Annotated in this window: 11 protein-coding genes and 1 pseudogene; 5 read left to right on the top strand and 7 right to left on the bottom strand. The window is 64.3% G+C overall.

Annotated features, from left to right (window positions below; genetic code table 11):
* Nucleotides 1–2: 2 nt before the first annotated feature.
* Both J3E61_RS30650 and J3E61_RS30645 read left to right on the top strand, forming a co-directional pair.
* The gene (locus J3E61_RS30650) at nucleotides 3–1049 is read left to right on the top strand and encodes an ABC transporter substrate-binding protein (RefSeq protein ID WP_210086439.1); all 1047 of its coding nucleotides are present in this window, start codon (nucleotides 3–5) and stop codon (nucleotides 1047–1049) included.
* Nucleotides 1046–2368, top strand: coding sequence for an LLM class flavin-dependent oxidoreductase (locus tag J3E61_RS30645; protein ID WP_210086438.1), 1323 nt, complete (start codon nucleotides 1046–1048; stop codon nucleotides 2366–2368). Before J3E61_RS30650 ends, J3E61_RS30645 begins: the two co-directional genes overlap by 4 nt.
* Here J3E61_RS30645 and J3E61_RS30640 read toward each other — a convergent pair.
* A complete protein-coding gene (locus J3E61_RS30640) occupies nucleotides 2352–3266 on the bottom strand; it encodes an SDR family oxidoreductase (RefSeq protein ID WP_210086437.1) in 915 nt (304 codons plus the stop codon). The two genes, J3E61_RS30645 and J3E61_RS30640, sit on opposite strands and share 17 nt — an antisense overlap.
* A 79-nt stretch (nucleotides 3267–3345) precedes the next feature.
* Here J3E61_RS30640 and J3E61_RS30635 point away from each other — a divergent pair, with 79 nt between their 5' ends.
* Together J3E61_RS30635 and J3E61_RS30630 are read left to right on the top strand one after the other, a co-directional pair.
* Nucleotides 3346–3912, top strand: coding sequence for a TetR family transcriptional regulator (locus tag J3E61_RS30635; protein ID WP_210086436.1), 567 nt, complete (start codon nucleotides 3346–3348; stop codon nucleotides 3910–3912).
* Nucleotides 3913–4084: 172 nt separating this feature from the next.
* Complete coding sequence (locus tag J3E61_RS30630) at nucleotides 4085–7411, top strand: RND family transporter (protein WP_210086435.1); 3327 nt, start codon at nucleotides 4085–4087, stop codon at nucleotides 7409–7411.
* A gap of 966 nt (nucleotides 7412–8377) precedes the next feature.
* Here J3E61_RS30630 and J3E61_RS30625 read toward each other — a convergent pair.
* From J3E61_RS30625 to J3E61_RS30600, 6 genes and pseudogenes are all read right to left on the bottom strand, one after another.
* Entirely contained in the window at nucleotides 8378–9700 is a 1323-nt protein-coding gene (locus J3E61_RS30625; protein ID WP_210086434.1) for a hypothetical protein, read from the bottom strand.
* Nucleotides 9697–10464: an ABC transporter permease gene (locus tag J3E61_RS30620; RefSeq protein WP_210086433.1), complete on the bottom strand. Its 768-nt coding sequence runs from the start codon at nucleotides 10462–10464 to the stop codon at nucleotides 9697–9699. Before J3E61_RS30620 ends, J3E61_RS30625 begins: the two co-directional genes overlap by 4 nt.
* On the bottom strand, nucleotides 10461–11201 hold the full coding sequence (locus tag J3E61_RS30615) for an ABC transporter permease (RefSeq protein ID WP_210086432.1): 741 nt from the start codon (nucleotides 11199–11201) through the stop codon (nucleotides 10461–10463). The genes J3E61_RS30620 and J3E61_RS30615 overlap by 4 nt, the downstream gene beginning before the upstream one ends.
* 14 nt (nucleotides 11202–11215) lie before the next feature.
* Nucleotides 11216–12154, bottom strand: a pseudogene (locus J3E61_RS30610) (ATP-binding cassette domain-containing protein); the annotation flags it as partial.
* Nucleotides 12147–13544, bottom strand: coding sequence for a hypothetical protein (locus tag J3E61_RS30605; RefSeq protein ID WP_192722840.1), 1398 nt, complete (start codon nucleotides 13542–13544; stop codon nucleotides 12147–12149). The pseudogene J3E61_RS30610 and the gene J3E61_RS30605, both read right to left, overlap by 8 nt.
* 779 nt (nucleotides 13545–14323) lie before the next feature.
* Nucleotides 14324–15079, bottom strand: coding sequence for a glutamine amidotransferase (locus J3E61_RS30600; protein ID WP_210086431.1), 756 nt, complete (start codon nucleotides 15077–15079; stop codon nucleotides 14324–14326).
* A gap of 378 nt (nucleotides 15080–15457) precedes the next feature.
* Between J3E61_RS30600 and J3E61_RS30595 the strand changes: the two genes are divergently transcribed.
* Complete coding sequence (locus J3E61_RS30595) at nucleotides 15458–16270, top strand: peptidoglycan-binding protein (RefSeq protein ID WP_210086430.1); 813 nt, start codon at nucleotides 15458–15460, stop codon at nucleotides 16268–16270.
* Nucleotides 16271–16287: the final 17 nt, after the last annotated feature.

The following is a 16287-nucleotide window of genomic DNA, read 5'->3' as shown; positions in this document are numbered from 1 at the left end:
CTATGTCCCACAGATCTTTCCGTCTCACTGCCGCAGCTGTGCTGCTCACCGTGGCGAGTGTGCTTGCCGGCTGCTCTTCACCGAAAGGACCCGACGCACCACTGAGTAGCGCCGGAGGTTCGACGGCCGCCAACCATCCCGAGTGGAGCCAGTACACCTTCACCATCGGCGACAACGGCGGCGACGGTAACGAGGAACTGGCAAAGATCACGGGCGCGTTCAATGACGCGCCGTACAAGGTGAAGTTCGCTCGGTTCGACTACGGTCCACCACTCGTGCAGGCGGCGGCATCGGGCAATATCGACCTCGGGTCGGTGGGTGACGTTCCACCGATCACCGGCGCGGCAAAGCAATTCGGGTTCAAGATCATCGCCGTCCAGCGTGGTGCTGATGCCACCAAGGCGCCCGAGAACATCATCGTGCCGAAGGATTCGCCGATTCATACTCTCGCCGACTTGAAAGGCAAGCGGATCGCGGTCCCGCAGGGCAGCTCCGCTCACGGCTTGGCGCTGCTTGCACTGAAGAGCGCAGGGCTGACGCCAAAAGATGTTGAGTTCGTCTACCTCAGCCCGGCCGCAGGCGGTACCGCCTTCAACACCGGCAAGGTGGACGCGTGGTCGATCTGGAACCCGCAATCCGCGCTCGCCGTCAAAGACGGCGCCCGGATCATCGCCAAGGGCGTGCCGCCTATCGACCAGGTCAACAACTACTACGTGGCCAGCGAGAAGTCGCTCAACGATCCAGTGCGGCGCGCTGCACTGGCCGACGTGCTCACCCGCGTCGCCCGCGAATTCAATTGGGCGCAGCAAAATCCGGACCAATACGCCAAAGCGATCGCCAAGGAGACCGGTGTTTCGCTCGAGGATGGGAGGGCGACCGTCGACGCGTATCCCTTCAAAATCACGCAGTTCCTACCCGAGGACCTGAAGGCTGAGCAGGCGCTGTCCGACGCGTTCTTCGAGGCCGGCGAAATCACGAAACAGGTCGACGTGAACACCATCGCCGACAACCTGCTGCCCGACGGCTTCGACAGCTCGAAGCTGACATGAGCGGACGTCGCGAGCTTCATCTCAACGCGTTCCTCATGGAGGCAGGCCATCATGAGGCGGCGTGGCGACTCCCGCAGAGCAATGCGCGCGCCGACTTCGACCTGAGGCACTGGATCGAATTGGCCCGACTGGCCGAAAATGCGAAGTTCGACTCGCTGTTCCTCGCCGACGGTCCGTCCTTGACTGGCACCGGTGCGTTCCGGCCACCAGGACAACTCGAGCCGCTGACCCTGCTGACCGCGCTGTCGCAACACACCAGCCGGATCGGTCTCATCGCCACGGTCTCGTCGACGTACAACGAGCCGTACAACCTGGCACGCAGGCTCGCAACCGTCGACCATGTCAGCGCCGGTAGGGCCGGCTGGAACATCGTCACCTCGGCTACGCCGGAGGAGGCTGCGAACTTCGGCCTCGATGACCGCCTCGATCACGCGTCCCGTTATGCGCGGGCTGACGAGTTCCTCACTGTTGCAAAAGCGTTGTGGGACAGCTGGGAACGCGACGCGGTCATCGGCGACAAAGCCTCGGGCCGGTATGCGGACGTGACGCGTTTGCATGCCATCGACCATCGCGGTGAATATTTCAAGGTCGCGGGCCCACTGAACGTGGAGCGGCCGCCGCAGGGTCATCCGCTGCTTGTGCAGGCGGGGTCCTCGGAGGATGGAAAGGGCTTCGCGGCGCGGCATGCGGAGGCGATCTTCACCGCACACCAAACCTACGAGCGGGCCGCCGACTTCTACGGCGACATCAAGGCACGCACGAAGGCCGCGGGTCGCGATCCCGATGGTGTGCTGGTGCTGCCGGGGATCGTCCCGATAATCGGTTCGACCGAGCGCGAAGCCCAGGAGTTGGCCCGGGAATTGGACGAGCTTCGGGTTCCGGAATACGGACTGTGGCAGTTGTCGAACATCCTCGAGGTCGACGCCTCGGAGTTCGACCTCGACAGTCCATTGCCCGCAACGGTTTTGGCGCGCCCGCACCTCGAAGGTGCACAGAGCCGGGCAGACCTGATCATCGAATTGGCGAACCGCGAAAGCCTGACTGTCCGCGAGATCCTGTCCCGGCTTGGGGGCGGACGCGGCCACTTCACCTTCGTCGGCACGCCAGACCAGGCCGTCGACACGATCGTCGCATGGTTCGAAGGTGGCGCGGCAGACGGATTCAACATCATGGCCGCCGCGCTACCGTCGGGACTGCAAACCTTCATCGACCACGTGCTGCCGATCCTGCGGCGAAAAGGACTGTTTCGCGAAGACTACGCGGGCACAACCCTGCGCGAGCACTACGGATTGCCGGTGCCCGTCAATCAGTTTCACTGAGTACGGCGGCCGCTCGTTCGCGAAAGTAATGCCCTTCGTCCAAATCGTCGAGCAAGCCGACCTGCGTCGGCTGCCATCCCAACAGTTCCCGCGTCTGCTCGCTCGACGCCGGGACGTCCAGCGAGAAGAACGTGCCAAGCCAACCGAAGTGATCGAGCGCCTTTTCCGCCGGAACCGTGGCGACGGGCACGCCAAGGTGCCGGCCGATGGCGGCCGCAATGTCGCGGACTGGCACCCCCTCGTCATCGATCGCGTGCAACCGAGCGCCCGAGGGTGCTGCCTCCAGTGCCAACCGAAACAGCCGAGCCGCATCGAGGCGATGCACGGAGGGCCAGCGGTTGGTGCCCTCACCGGGGTAGGCGGCGACGCCCTTCTCCCTGGCGATGTCGATCAAGCGCGGCACGAACCCGTGGTCGCCTTCTCCGTGTACCGAGGGTGGCAGTCGCAGCACTGAGACTCGCACCCCGCGCGACGCGAACTCCAGCGCTGCGTGTTCGGAGAATCGGGGCGATTCGGGGGAGGCAGCGTCGTCCTCCGTCATCGTCCGGCCAAGTCCGAAGCCGGCCAGCCCAGAGGTGACAACCAGCGGACGGTCCGTCCCGGTCAGCACATCACCAAGGGTGTGGATGGCGCGCCTGTCGAGTTCGGCGGCGCCGGCGTAGTCCGTGAAGTCGTGTTTGAAGGCAAGGTGGATGACTCCGTCGGCGGACTGCGCCCCCGCACGCAAACTCGCCATGTCCTCGAGATCGCCTAGGTGAACCTGCGCGCCCGCCGCCTCCAGCGCCCGGGCTGAGGAGTCGGAGCGGGCCAGGCCGAGGACCTGATGACCTGCGGCGAGGAGCTCGGCGGTGACCGCCGAGCCGACGAATCCGGACGCTCCTGTGACAAACACGCGCATTGCAACCTCCCATTGATGTCAGTAGCTGTCATCACGATAACGTCGATGACAGTCGCTGTCATTCCCATAAGATCGCGGAATGAGTCGGTGGGAGCCAAACGCCCGCGGTCGCCTCGAGGAGGCGGCGCTGGATCTCTACACCGAGCGTGGGTTCGACCAGACGACCGTCGCGGAGATCGCCGAACGAGCGGGGTTGACCGAGCGAACGTACTTCCGACATTTCGCCGACAAACGGGAGGTGCTGTTCGGGGGGCAGGACGCGCTGATCGAGTTGGTCACGACGCACATAGCCGAAGCCCCTGACTCGGCATCACCGATCGAGATGGTGCGTGGCGCACTGCGTGGGGTCGGCGACATGCTTGCGGATCGCCGGGCGCACGCCCGTCGACGCCAAGCGGTCATCAACGCCAATCCCGGCCTGCAGGAGCGTGAGTTGATCAAGTTGGCTTCGCTCTCCGCTGCGATGGCGGAGGGTTTGCAACGCCGCGGCGTGACGGAACGGACCGCAGCGCTCATTGCCGAAACGGCGATCGCGGTCTTCAAAGTGGCCTTCGCACGGTGGCTGGACGCCGGACGGGACAGCGACCTCAGCGAAGTCATCGGCGACTCGCTCGACGACCTGAAGGCACTGACCGCCGGCGCATGACGGCCGGCGTCGCTCACGTCTGAATTTGTCCCGGTTACACCAGTCCAAACCGGGGTGCCGAGAGCCGTTGGTGTTTGCCCATCATCGATGACCGAATTCCGTTGACAACACAGGCAGTTCGCAGACTCGCTGACCTCTCCAAACACGCCATCGCACAGTATTGTTCTCGGGGATGCAGGGACCCACGCGCGCCGCACGCGCCGAGTTCGACGATCTGGCGAGTTCGCTGGGCTCGTTCGGCCGGATCGGATGCTTCGTCGTGCGGCGGCCGCTGGCCGTCATCGGATTGTGGCTCGCGCTGGCCGTCGCGTTGTTCATCCTGCTGCCGCCGCTGGCGAAGATCGCGGGGGAGAAGCAGCCCGAGTTCCTCCCATCCGACGCCCCTGTCCTTGTCGCCAACAACGCGATGATCAAAGCCTTCGACGAATCGGACTCGCAGAACAGCTTGTTGGTCGTGCTGAGCAACGACAACGGCCTGGGTCCCGAACAGGAGGCCGTGTACCGCAAGCTCGTCGACAACCTTCGCGCCGACCATCAATCCGTTGTGATGTTGCAGGACTTCATCACCACCCCGGCATTGCGCGACGTCGTCACGAGCAAGGACAACAAAGCGTGGTATCTACCGGTCGGGCTGGCGGGAGAACTCGCCACGCCTCCTGCGGCCGAGGCGTACAAGAAAGCCGTCGAAATCGTCAAAGCGTCGACGGCAGGCACCACGCTTACCGCACACCTGACCGGGCCGGCGGCAACGGTCGGTGACATGACGGCCGTCGGCGAACGCGACGTCCATGTGATCGAGATCGCCACCGCGCTCATGGTTTTGACCATCTTGCTGCTGGTCTACCGAAACCCACTCACCATGGCGCTGCCGCTGGTGATGATCGGCATATCACTTGTCGTGGCGCAACAGGTCATCGCGTGGCTGCTGGAGTTGGGCTTGACCATCTCGCCGCAGGCGATGGTGCTGGTCAGCGGAATGATGCTGGGAGCCGGCACGGATTACGCGGTCTTCCTGATCTCGCGCTACCACGAATATCTGCGGATGGGCGAGGAGTCGGACGCCGCGCTGGTGCTGGCGCTTGGCTCGGTCGGCAAGGTGATCGCGGCGTCCGCGGGGACGGTCGCGATCACGTTCATGGGCATGACGTTTGCGAAGCTGGGCGTGTTCTCGACCATCGGTCCCGCGTTGGCCGTCACCATCCTCGTCGGGTTTCTCGCTTCGATCACGCTGTTGCCCGCGATGCTTGCGCTCGCCGGACGACGCGGGCTGTGCAAGCCCAGACGCGAACTGACCAGCCGGCTTTGGCGGCGCTCGGGAATTCGGATCGTGAAACATCCGGTCGGCCATCTGGTGGCCAGCCTCATCGTGTTGGCCGTGCTGGCCGGGTGCGTCGGCGCGATCAAGTTCAACTACGACGACCGCAAGAATCTGCCTGCCGACGTCGACAGCAATGTCGGCTACGCAGTGATGGCGCAACACTTTCCGGTCAACTCGAGCATCCAGCAGTTCATTCTGGTGCAGTCGCCCCGCGATCTGCGCAGCCCGAAGGCGCTGGCCGACCTGGAGCAGATGGCCCGCCGCGTCAGCCAGGTGCCAGGGATCGCCGCCGTCCGCGGTATCACGCGGCCCACCGGAGACACCCTCGAACAGGCCAAGGCCACTTTTCAGGCGGGCGCCGTCGGCGACAAACTCAGCGAGGCATCGACCGAGATCTCCAGCCGCGATGCCGATCTCGATCGGCTCACCGGCGGTGCGCACCAACTCGCTGACGCGCTCGGCGACGTCCGCAACGGTGTGCTGGACGCGATGACGTCCGTCAGCGGATTGACGAATGCGTTGGTCGAAATGCAGGCCCGCTACGGTCCCAACACGACGATCGCTGACATTGACCAGTCCGCGAGACTGGTCAAGAGCATGCGCGCGATGGGTGATGCGTTGGGCGTCAACCTCACTCAAGTCGACGACGTGTATCGGTGGGCGGTGCCCATGATGGCTGCACTCAACTTCAACCCGGTTTGCTCGATCGATCCGGCCTGCCAGAACTCGCGGGCGATACTGCAGCGCCTCATCACCGCGCACGACGACGGCTCGCTTCAGTCGCTCTCCGATCTGGCGCATCAGTTGCAGTCCGCCGATGGCACTCAGCCGGTGAGCACCACCGTCGGCGAGCTCCAGCAGAAGCTCGAGGCCGCCACCGAGGCCGCGCAGAAATTGGGGCTCGACAAGCCCGACGGCATCAAACGCAAACTGGCTGAACTGCAGAACGGCGCCAACACGCTCGCCGACGCGAGTCGGCAACTCGCCGACGGCGTGCAGTTGCTTGTCGACCAGGTCCGCCAGATGGGGCCCGGTCTCGGTGATGCCTCGTCGTTCCTGATGGCCATGCGCAACAACGCCCGAGAACCGTCGATGGCCGGCTTCTACATTCCGCCCCAGATCCTGACCAACAGCGAATTCAAGACCGCGGCAACCATGTTCGTCTCGGCAGACGGCCACGCGGTGCGCTATCTCGTGCAGACCGACCTCGACCCATTCGGGACACAGGCGATGGACCAGGTCGGGCAAATCATGGACGCAGCGCGCAGCGCGCAGCCCAACACGGAACTGGCCGACGCAAAGATTTCGATCGCGGGCTTGCCCGCCGTGAACGCGGATATCCGCAACTACTACAACCACGACATGCAGTTCATCCTCACCATGACGATCCTCGTCGTGCTGTTGATCCTGATCGTGCTGCTGCGGGCCGTGGTCGCACCGCTCTATCTCATTGCCTCGGTGGCCATCTCGTTCATGTCGGCGCTTGGCATCGGCGTGGTCGTCTTCCAGTTCATCCTCGGCCAACACATCGCATGGAACGTGCCGGGTACGGCGTTCATTGTGCTGGTGGCAGTGGGAGCGGACTACAACCTGCTGTTGATATCCCGCATCCGCGACGAGGCCTCCCGCGGCATGCGTACGGCCGTGATCAGGACTGTCGGCGCGACCGGCGGGGTGATCACGTCCGCGGGCATCATCTTCGCCGCAAGCATGTTCGGCCTGACGTTCGGCAGCATCATGGGAATGGTCCAGGTGGGCTTCATCATCGGTGTCGGCTTGCTACTGGACACCTTCCTGGTCCGTACTGTGACCGTGCCCGCATTGGCGGTTCTGGTCGGCAAGGCGAACTGGTGGCCGTCTAAGAACCTCACCCCCCTGCACGGGGAGCTAAATCATTCTCGGCCCGCCAAAGCCGGGAACAGTGCCGATCGGGACGAGCGCAAGGACGATGACAAGACAGATGAAAAGCCGCAGCGCTTTTGGCGTCGGCGGATGCTCGATCTCTGGTCTGCGCGCCGCAAAAACCAGGTAGACGATCGCAACGTCATAGGAGATGACGACCAGCCAACGGGTCCAGTCGAAGCCGGTCAGGAACACCGGGACGACCAACAGCAGACCTGCGACCACCCATGCGAGACGGCCACGGAACTCGTCAACGAAGGCGCGCACCGGAACTCCTGACAGCGTGCTGATCCCGTAGACGGTGGTGAGAAGCGCCACTGCGCCGAACACCAGGGACATCGCGAGACCGACGACACCGATGTGCGCGACGATGCGCATCGCATCCACGATCCCGTAGTCGTAGATGGGCATGATGTTGCGGCACACCCAGTCGTGGTAGTCGGTCTGGCTCGGCTGTCCACCCATCACGTACTGCGCTAGCGTCGGCAGCGACGTAACCGACGCCAGCGGGTTCGGCATCGGGTGATGCGGTACCGCCGAACATAATTGGGAGGCGACGTCGTGACGGCCGAACGCCGCCACCACCACCGCCGTGAAAACGCCGGGCATGACGGCCAGCAGCACACCTCCACGCCGTGCGGACCCCAACGCACCACCTAGGACGACGATCGCCAGCACCGCGCCAAGCGCGAACTGCAGTCCGATCGCCTCGTGCACCAGCGTCAGAACCGCAATGACGACGCCGTAGGCCACACACCACGCCACCGCAATCGCCCGTGAGCGCGCGACCGCCACTGCCACGGTGAACACCGCCAGCGCGGCCGCACCGAACAGGTCAGGCCGCGCCGAGTACGCTGCGAACGGAATTCCGAAGGGCAGCAACGGAATCAGCATCGCGACCATCAGCCTGCGCTCGGACCGTCGCCGCGCGAACAGCACGACGCCCGTCACCAACGCCAGGCCGGCCAGGTAGACGGCAGTCGACAGCCAGCGCAGTCCGAGCGAAACCGTGAAGTAGTGTCCGGGCGCCAGGCCGACCAGTTCGCCTGCGAGGCCGCGACGGACGAAGCCGAATGTGTAGTCGACGGCGTAATACGACATCCAATACACGTCGAGCGGAACGATATTGATCGCGAAGCACAAAACTGCCGCCGACCAGATCGCGATCGTGACCGCGATGCCGACATACAGCAACGGATGCGCGCGCTGATTGGATTTGACGCTCAGGTTCACCATCACAATGCCCTAGTAGACGGTTGTTGCGGACAGATTCAGGTCGGCCAATGCGCCCTGCGCGAGCTCATGCGTCGATGCGGACGTGTTCGCCATGCCGCTGTCGTAGACCACGACGGTCAGAAACCGGTTGCCGTTGATTGTTCCTGTGCCGCAGAACAACTGGCCGTTACACTGCTCGACACGATTGCGGCTGATGCCCTGCTCGGCCAACCGCATGGAGACCTCGCAGGCGTCCTGTCCGTCAACGCGGCCAACCAGTACGTCGAGGCTACCAAGGTTGGAGCAGCCCGCGGGCAGCTGCGCGGACGCCATGGCGATGCCTTCGGTCTTGCGGACCAGCCACCGTGGCGTGAACGGGATGAGCGGAAGCCCCGCGAGCATTTCATTGGGTTGCTCGGCCAGCGACCTGAGCCGGGTCTTCACCTCTGCGCGCACATTCGTCATGTCGGCGGCCACCTTTTGGCAGTCGACGTCGAGCGTGATCGAGGTCAACGCATTCGCACGATCATCGTCACCACCGCGCTCGCTGACCGGGAGTACCACCGTCACGGTGCTGCCGTCTGGGTGCACCCTGCCGATTCGGTGGGCAAGCCGAGCGGCGAACGCGACGAAAAGCGTGTTGCTGCTTCCGTTCAGTTCACGCGCGCGGGCATCCCACAAAGCAGCGTCGGTCTGCATCGTCACCGATGGCAGCTCGAAATCGTCTCCAGCGACTTCGCGCGGCCGCGCCGCGGTGGAATGGCCCGCAGGAGGACTGAGTCTCAGCAGGATCAGCAGCGTCGCGATCAGGGCGCGAAGCACGGCAGGCAACGCCAGGACGGCATCGGCCAAATCCTCTGACAGCGCACGCCACCGATCGCGTGAATTCGGCTGGGAATACGCGAAATCGCGGCGCTCACCTTTGACGGCTTCAGCGATCGCCGTTGCCAGGCCGAGTCCGTCGGCGACGCAGTGTGACGCCACCAACGTGACCGCGCATCCGCCGTCATCAAGCGGCAGCAGGCCCAGGTGGAATGTCGGCCCCCACTCGGGGTCGACCTGCACCCGCGCACGCTGCTCGAGCCATGCGCCGATCTCGGCCCGCGGCCGCTGCGTTGTGAGGGCGATGTCAGGTGATCGATCGTCGAGCACCCATCGATGCCTGCCGAATGGCAGTGGTGAACGCTCGATCCGGCGACCGAGCAGTCCGTGTCCGAGATTGCGGTTGAAAGCGCGCAATTCGTCGATGTCGACGTCACGATCGTATGTCCACGTGCACTGAACCACGCTGCCCTGACCGGTGGCCCGCAATCGGAGGTACGCGGCCTGATCGAGCAGCGCGAGCCTGCTCACCGGCAGCCCGCCTCTGCGGCGGCCCGATAGCCGCGGACCGCCGTCGGCCCGAAGATCGCGACGAGCACCCCCGCCCACACCGTGGCCTGCGACAGCGGCCACAGCACCGGCCCGCCCTCTGCGAGCCCGCGCATCGCCTCGATCGTCGGCGACATCGGCTGAAGCCGCACCGCCGGCTGCAGCCACGAGGGGAACACTTCCGCGGGGGCCACCCCGGTGTTGAAGAACAACAGCACCACGCAACCCGCACCGAGCCATGTCACCATGGCCCGGCCATCCGCACGAACGGCGATCGCAACGACTGCGGTCGCGACACCGACCGAGATCAGCACGGGCACAAGCACAAAGGGCACGGAAGCCTGCCAGCCGCCCGCGAAACGCAGACCAAGCGCGACACCGAATGCGGTGAGCACGACGGCCGAAGCGATGGTGCGGGTAGCCTCGGCGAGCAGTCGACCGGTCAACGGGCTGGCCCGATGAATCGGCAGCACCCACAACCTCGTCAGCAGACCCGACTCCCGTTCGGCAGGCAATGCCAGGCCGGCGCCGAGCGTGCCGAAGACCGCACCGACCACCGCACACATCGGCACCAGACCGTAGAGGCTGTCGCTTCCCGTCACGGCGAGCACGGCCTTGCCGACGAGCAGCTTGTAGATCACCAGGAGAAAAGTCGGAAACAACAATGCCTGCACCGCGACGATCGGGTCGCGTCGCCAGCGCCGCAGCAGTCGTCCCGCCTCCAGCGCGCTCTGCCGAATCATCATGCGCGCCTTTGCATGCGCAGGGCGAGGCTGCCGAACACGGCCAACAGGGTCACGCACCAAGCCGATGTCACCGCCAAGCCGACGGCCGTGATATGCCCGGCCGCGAGCTCGCGCAGAGTCTCGGTGACTTGCGATACCGGCTGATAGCGGACGAACGGACCGAGCCAGGCCGGAAACGACTCGACAGGTGCGATGCCAGTGGAAAGCAGCACCAGCACCAACTGGGGCAGTAGCAGCACTTGACTGGAGGACTCCACCGAACCGATCCGTGAGCCGAGCGCATCGGCACCGAGGCAGACCGCCATCGCGAACGCCAACACGATGAGCACGAACAGCACGGCACAGCCAAGACCGCCGACCATCCGGAAGCCGAATATCGACGCGACGACCATGCCGGCGACCAACGCAATCACCGCGCGGATCAAGCAGTAGAGCATCCGCGCGGCCAACGGAATCATCGCCGAGATCGGAAGGGTGCGAAGCCGAACTCCGAACCCCGACAACCGATCCCGGGCGGCGCGATCGGCGGTTGTCATCGCGCCGAACAACATGGCCTGCACCACGACGACCGGAAGCACGTACTGCGGGTATGTGATGCCGCCGGTGTCGATGAGGTTGCCCAACGCCAGGGTGAACCCGAGGAAGCAACCGACAGGGGCCAGCACCGCGAACAGCAGGTCGGCGTCGCGCAGGGTGCCCGACATCGTGCGCAGTGTGAGTGCCGCCAGAGCACTCATACGGTGACCGCCGGTGACGTCAGACTGAGGAACGCCTCGTCCAGCGACGGTCTGCGCAGCGAGATGTCGACCAGTTCGATGCCCAACCCATCGAGGCGGCGGAACACCTCTCCGAAGGTCACCACACCGTCGGGCGCAGGCACGGATACCGCTGCCGCCTGCTGGTCGATCAGGGCATCGCAATCGGAGCCCGCGAAGTCGGCCAATGCCATTGCAATAGCGGACAAATGGACCGGATCAGCGGGAGTGACCTGGCAATAGCTGACGCCGACGCGGCACTTCAGATCATCGGCGGTGCCGCTGGCCACGATGCGACCGGAGTCCAGCACGATGATCGAGTCACTCAGGACGTCGGCCTCCTCGAGGTACTGCGTGGTGAGCAGCACGGTGACGTCCTGGTGACGCAAAGCCGATACCAAGTCCCACACTTCGCGGCGACTGCGCGGATCCAGACCGGTGGTCGGTTCGTCGAGGAACAGCACCCTGGGCGGAACGACCAGCGCGACGGCGATGTCGATGCGTCTGCGCATTCCGCCGGAGTACGTGGACACCCGTCGGTCGGCCGCGTGACCCATGCCAAACCGCTCGATGAGCTCGTCGGCCCGACGTCTGGCATGCCGGTGCCGCAGCCCGCGCAGCTTGCCGAACAGGGTCAGATTCTCACGGCCGGTGAGCAATTCGTCAAGCGCAGCGTACTGGCCCGTAACCCCGATGCACGCGCGAACCTCGCTTGACTGGCGCACCACATCGAATCCCGCGACGGCCGCGGACCCGGCAGTCGGCCGCAACAGCGTGGACAGGATGTTGATCGTTGTCGTCTTGCCTGCGCCGTTGTGACCGAGCAGCGCACAGACCGATGCCCGCGGAACCGTGAAACTCACACCTTGCAGCGCCGATGAAGTCTTGCCGAATGACTTTGCCAGCTCACGGCATTCGATCGCAGCGTCAGGCATGCGCGAGCTGCTCGACGCCATCGGCCACCCGGGTGAACTCGGTTCGCATCGCCTCGACATAGCGCAGGACCGATTCACGGGCGACGTCGGTGCCGGGGTAGGCGACCACCAACTGCGTCTTGTCGCGCATGCGGTTCACCCACATGCACACCGCCTCTGACAGGCGGTTGTCTCCCCAGATCCCTATCCGCAGTCCGTCCCAATAATCACTGAACGGCAGCTTGCGAATATCGATGTAGGACAGCATGGGAACCGGACGATCCGGCACTGCAAGCGGACCCGATGACGACGACTCCGGCATCTCGAGCAGATGGTAGTAGGGCACGGCGCCGAGAGTCGTGTTCAGGTCGAACGACGACTGCGCGGAGTTGACCACCTCTTCGAAGGGCGCGCCTGCCGTCGGAATCGCCAACGGCACGAAGCTCGCCAACCAGCCGACGGTGGTCGCGAATGCGGGGTCTCGCCGGTTGTCGAACGGCGTGAGCCCGAAGTACGTGCCCGCTCCGGTCAGTCGGTGTTCGGTGAGGGCCGCGCAGGCGAAAACGCCTCCGCTGAAGCGTGCGCCCGCGGCGCGGCAGGCCGCTTCGAAACGCCGTCCCTGGTCCTCGTCGATCAGGTCGAAGACGTCGATGGCTCCCGGTGTATCGGGAGTCGCCTCGCCGAGTTCCAGTGGAAAGGCCGGTAGCGCACCGCCGTTCGCGGCGACGAAATCTCGCCACGACCGGATCTGAGGTGACTGCTCGTCCAGAGCCGCGGTGTAGGCGCGCTGGTTGGTGCAGTAGTCGCGGTGGCTCGCCGCGGGCGTCAGCACGGCAGGTGCGCTCTGCAGGCTGGTGAAGTACGCCGTCTGGATGTCGAGGAAGATCACCCCTGCCGACATGCCGTCGGCTCGCAGGTGGTCGATCGCAATGTAGACGGTGAACCGGTCCTCGCCCTGGATGATGCCGAACGTGAAGCAGTCCCACTGCAGGGGATCGGGGGTGTCGAGCAGGAGCTTGCGGATCTGCGGGGGAGTCATCATGCCGTGATCGGTCGGGGCCAAGGTGATGGACTCGGGATCGTCGATGACGTAACGGTGAATCTCGTCGTTCTCGTCGAATGCGAACCGATCGTGGTAGGTGTCGTGCCGTCGCACATGAGTGTTGACGGCCTCGGTCATCGCGTGGATGTCACAGGTACCCGCGATCTCCCAGACACCGATGCACAACCGCGGGATGTCACGGCCAAGGCTCGTCTGTCGCCGGTAGTAGTGAAGGTGTTGCGATTGCTGATAGCTCGCGGGGGCCGGATGGCGTGCCGCCTGGGCGGCGCTCGCATAGCTCGCCGCGGTGGGGTACCAGGACACGACGGTGCCCTCGGCGGTCCAGTCGTCAACCGTGCCCAAGAACATGCGTTTTCCTTTCGTGTTCGTCAGCTCGTGACGACACTCCCGATGGCGTCGGCGTCACCGCAGAGGGTCTGCTGAATATCGTTGAGCGCCAGGGACAGTCGTTGTCCGCAAGGCAATGTCTGCCAGACCGCGCGAGCGAAGCCCGCCCGGCGATGCCACGCGGTGACCGTCAACCGGGCGCAGCCCCGCAATTGGCATGCGCGAGAAAATAGCAGGAATCAATCGCAATTGTGCAACTAGACATTGCAGATTCAGAGTTCAAACATTACCGGCTAATACAGTGCCGTTTGCTGGATTTACGCCATTGCAGAATGGCCGGTTCACACCAATTCTTGACGCGCCCGGCACTGCGATAACACGCGGCCGTCTGGTACGCAACAGCTATGCGGGCGAGATGTCGGAGGCGGTCAAAACCTTGCTGTCCAAGCGGATTTCAGCGACTTCATCAAGCTAGCGAGGCTAAGTTGACGCGCGTCACTATTGCCAACGACCGCGGTCGGTACTCCGGCGACCATGACATGCCCGGTTGTCGAATTCGTCCGCGATTGTAAACAGCATTATTGACGTTCAGCACAATTTTTGGAATGTGACCGTTATTTGCCGAATTGCGAGGCGCCCACGCGCGTCTCACCACACCCGAAAGATGCCAGTTGGGCACTTCAGCAAACTTTAGGAGATTTGTCTCCCGCGTGCGCGGTTCCGGCGTTTCGCGCGTGTGCGCGGGAGCCGCTGCGCCACAGTCGGATACGCGGTAGGCGACAGCCGTCGCCGATTCCTGCCTAGTCGAGCCGGATGTATCTCTCGGCGAACCGTCGCAGGATCGTCGGCGGATGCTCGACGCTCCGGTCGAGTGCTGCCAGCTTGAGCGACTCAGCGGTCTCCGGTGCGAAGTAGCCGTAGTCCTTGTAGACGTCGATGCGCGTGCAGATCCCGTCGGCGTCGAGTTCGGGGTGAAACTGCGTCGCATAGACGTTGTCACCGACGCGGAATGCCTGGATCGGACAGTCGGCCGAGTATGCGAGGGACGCCATATCCGACGGCAGCGCACTGGCACCTTCCTTGTGGCCGCCGTAGGCGTCGAAGACGTCGGGCAGATCCGCGAACAGCGGGTCGTCTCGTCCCTGCTCGGTGAGTGTCACCGTCATGGCGCCGACCGACTCGGGGTAGCTGCGGTCGACGGTCGCTCCGATGATCGAGCCAAGCGTGCCGACGCCATAGCAGCATCCGAGAAACGGGAAGTCCCGGTCGACGATCCGCGCCATCAGGGGGAGAAGTTCCGATTCGACCCGCAGCTGCGTCTGCGATTTCAACTCCGGTGGGTCGCTGACGTTGTACGGTCCGCCGCCGAGGATGATGCCGGACCAGTCGGCGAGGTCGATCTCGCCAAGGGGTCGATGTGTCAGCCGGATGCGCTGCATCCCGTCGGTGTCCAGACCGGCGAAGCGCATCATCGCCGCGTACTCGTCGTCGGCCGCTGCATCTTCGGCGCGAATCGACAACAGCAAGAACGGGGCGTGTCCGGCGTCGATTGACATGGTTCGCTAAATCTAGCGGCAGAAGTATGGGTGTTCATCGTTCTGACGGCGGGTACACCCTCATGTCGCGCATGCGAGCGATCACCGCTGTGCCGGTGATCCGCTGAGGCTGCATCGGGCCCGTTCGGGGTTTGCTGAAAATTCTTAGTTGATCAGCAATACCGCCTTGCGCAGTGCTGCGGGGTTCCAAATATCGAAGACCGGCCAGTTTCTGCCAGCAGTTCTACACATCAGTTAATTAGCAAGCCGTTCTAGCCGCCACTTCTTAGAATTTGGTGTGATTTTGCTCTCGATGGTGGGTACCTCCGTCTCACAGGTAAAGAAGGGCTGACTCGGCGCCACGAGCACCGGGATCTGACGCAAGACGGAGACAGAGAAATGAGTCACGAAGGACTGACCCCCGACGAACTCCAAGCCGAGATGGGCATCGCACTGCCGGCCAAGGAGGTCGTATCGATCATCGATGTCAACGCCGACATCAACGTCGGCATCGACGCCGCGTCACCGATCGACTTGTCCGCGGCCGCCAACCTGAACGTGGCGGCGCCGATCCAGGCTGCCGCCGGCGCCAACGTGCTGACGTACGGCTCCGATGCCGATTCCACCGCAACACATTCGACGGGCGGCGGCATCGTCATCACGCAGACCATGGGCGATGTAACCGCCGACGCAACCTCGGTCCAGGACAGTGGCATCGATCAGTCCGGCGACACCAGCGACTCCGGTACTGGCACGGATACGGGCACCGGCACCGGCAACGGCACCGGCACCGACACTGGTACCGGCACCGATACGGGCACCGACACCGGGACCACCGTCGATACCAGTACGGCAGGGTTGACCGAGGGCGCTCTGCTGAACGTCGATGTGAACGTCGACCTCAACGCCGATCTCGCCGCGCCTATCGCCGGCGCAGTGGCTGCCAACGCGAACGTGGCGGCACCGATCAACGCCGGCGTCGCCGCCAACATCGGCTCGATCGACTCGACCGCCAACGCCGTGACCATCCAGGACGCCACCATCACGCAGACGATGACCGACGTCCATGCCACGGCGGATTCCGATCAGACATCGAACATCGCACAAGGCTCGGATACGACGGGCGGCAGCACCGCTGGTACGTCGAGCGCTGGCACCAGTGGTGGCACCTCGAGCACCGGCACTTCCGGCAGCGGCGCGTCAGCCGGCTGACGCTGACACGAACCGTC

This window comes from Mycobacterium sp. OAE908 (assembly GCF_017872775.1).
Taxonomy (GTDB): Bacteria; Actinomycetota; Actinomycetes; order Mycobacteriales; family Mycobacteriaceae; genus Mycobacterium.
This window is presented reverse-complemented; position numbering and strand designations above follow the sequence as displayed.

Coding starts and splice junctions, on each gene's coding strand:
- J3E61_RS30650 (WP_210086439.1), top strand. CDS start 3: ATGTCCCACAGATCTTTCCGTCTCACTGCCGCAGCTGTGCTGCTCACC.
- J3E61_RS30645 (WP_210086438.1), top strand. CDS start 1,046: ATGAGCGGACGTCGCGAGCTTCATCTCAACGCGTTCCTCATGGAGGCA.
- J3E61_RS30640 (WP_210086437.1), bottom strand. CDS start 3,266: ATGCGCGTGTTTGTCACAGGAGCGTCCGGATTCGTCGGCTCGGCGGTC.
- J3E61_RS30635 (WP_210086436.1), top strand. CDS start 3,346: ATGAGTCGGTGGGAGCCAAACGCCCGCGGTCGCCTCGAGGAGGCGGCG.
- J3E61_RS30630 (WP_210086435.1), top strand. CDS start 4,085: ATGCAGGGACCCACGCGCGCCGCACGCGCCGAGTTCGACGATCTGGCG.
- J3E61_RS30620 (WP_210086433.1), bottom strand. CDS start 10,464: ATGATGATTCGGCAGAGCGCGCTGGAGGCGGGACGACTGCTGCGGCGC.
- J3E61_RS30615 (WP_210086432.1), bottom strand. CDS start 11,201: ATGAGTGCTCTGGCGGCACTCACACTGCGCACGATGTCGGGCACCCTG.
- J3E61_RS30605 (WP_192722840.1), bottom strand. CDS start 13,544: ATGTTCTTGGGCACGGTTGACGACTGGACCGCCGAGGGCACCGTCGTG.
- J3E61_RS30600 (WP_210086431.1), bottom strand. CDS start 15,079: ATGTCAATCGACGCCGGACACGCCCCGTTCTTGCTGTTGTCGATTCGC.
- J3E61_RS30595 (WP_210086430.1), top strand. CDS start 15,458: ATGAGTCACGAAGGACTGACCCCCGACGAACTCCAAGCCGAGATGGGC.